This window comes from Robertmurraya mesotrionivorans (genome assembly GCF_050971805.1).
Lineage (GTDB): Bacteria > Bacillota > Bacilli > Bacillales > Cytobacillaceae > Robertmurraya_A.
This window is the reverse complement of sequence record NZ_JBPCCH010000060.1, coordinates 1-630: the sequence shown is the minus strand read 5'-3', so window position 1 is coordinate 630 and position 630 is coordinate 1. Positions and strand designations below refer to the sequence as shown.

The 630-nt window shown below is 51.4% G+C and carries 7 tRNA genes; all 7 read left to right on the top strand.

The window, feature by feature from the left end:
• Nucleotide 1 precedes the first annotated feature (1 nt).
• The 7 genes from ACRX5O_RS25260 to ACRX5O_RS25230 all read left to right on the top strand — a co-directional run bounded on the left by ACRX5O_RS25260 (nucleotide 2) and on the right by ACRX5O_RS25230 (nucleotide 629).
• Nucleotides 2-77: transfer RNA gene (locus tag ACRX5O_RS25260), tRNA-Asp, on the top strand.
• 6 nt (nucleotides 78-83) lie between these two features.
• Nucleotides 84-159, top strand: a tRNA-Phe gene (locus tag ACRX5O_RS25255).
• Nucleotides 160-205: 46 nt separating this feature from the next.
• Nucleotides 206-289: transfer RNA gene (locus tag ACRX5O_RS25250), tRNA-Tyr, on the top strand.
• 4 nt (nucleotides 290-293) lie between these two features.
• Nucleotides 294-367, top strand: a tRNA-Trp gene (locus tag ACRX5O_RS25245).
• A gap of 13 nt (nucleotides 368-380) precedes the next feature.
• Nucleotides 381-456: transfer RNA gene (locus tag ACRX5O_RS25240), tRNA-His, on the top strand.
• A gap of 20 nt (nucleotides 457-476) precedes the next feature.
• A tRNA-Gln gene (locus ACRX5O_RS25235) sits at nucleotides 477-551 on the top strand.
• A gap of 3 nt (nucleotides 552-554) precedes the next feature.
• Nucleotides 555-629 (top strand) — tRNA-Gly (locus ACRX5O_RS25230).
• Nucleotide 630 lies beyond the last annotated feature (1 nt).

Here is a 630-nt window from a genome sequence, read left to right as displayed (position 1 = left end):
TGGTCCCGTGGTGTAGCGGTTAACATGCCTGCCTGTCACGCAGGAGATCGCCGGTTCGATCCCGGTCGGGACCGCCATTAAGTGGCTCAGTAGCTCAGTCGGTAGAGCAAAGGACTGAAAATCCTTGTGTCGGCGGTTCGATTCCGTCCTGAGCCACCACTATTCATGAACAATCTCGTTGTATCTGAATATATTAAATTCATATGGAGGGGTAGCGAAGTGGCTAAACGCGGCGGACTGTAAATCCGCTCCCTTGGGTTCGGCGGTTCGAATCCGTCCCCCTCCACCATTTTAGGGGTATAGTTTAAAGGTAGAACGAAGGTCTCCAAAACCTTTGGTGTGGGTTCGATTCCTACTACCCCTGCCAACTTTAAATTATGGCGGTTGTGGCGAAGTGGTTAACGCATCGGATTGTGGTTCCGACATTCGTGGGTTCGATTCCCATCAGTCGCCCCATTATATATAACTTTCTTCATTGGGCTATAGCCAAGCGGTAAGGCAACGGACTTTGACTCCGTCATGCGTTGGTTCGAATCCAGCTAGCCCAGCCATTTGCGGAAGTAGTTCAGTGGTAGAATACAACCTTGCCAAGGTTGGGGTCGCGGGTTCGAATCCCGTCTTCCGCTCCAA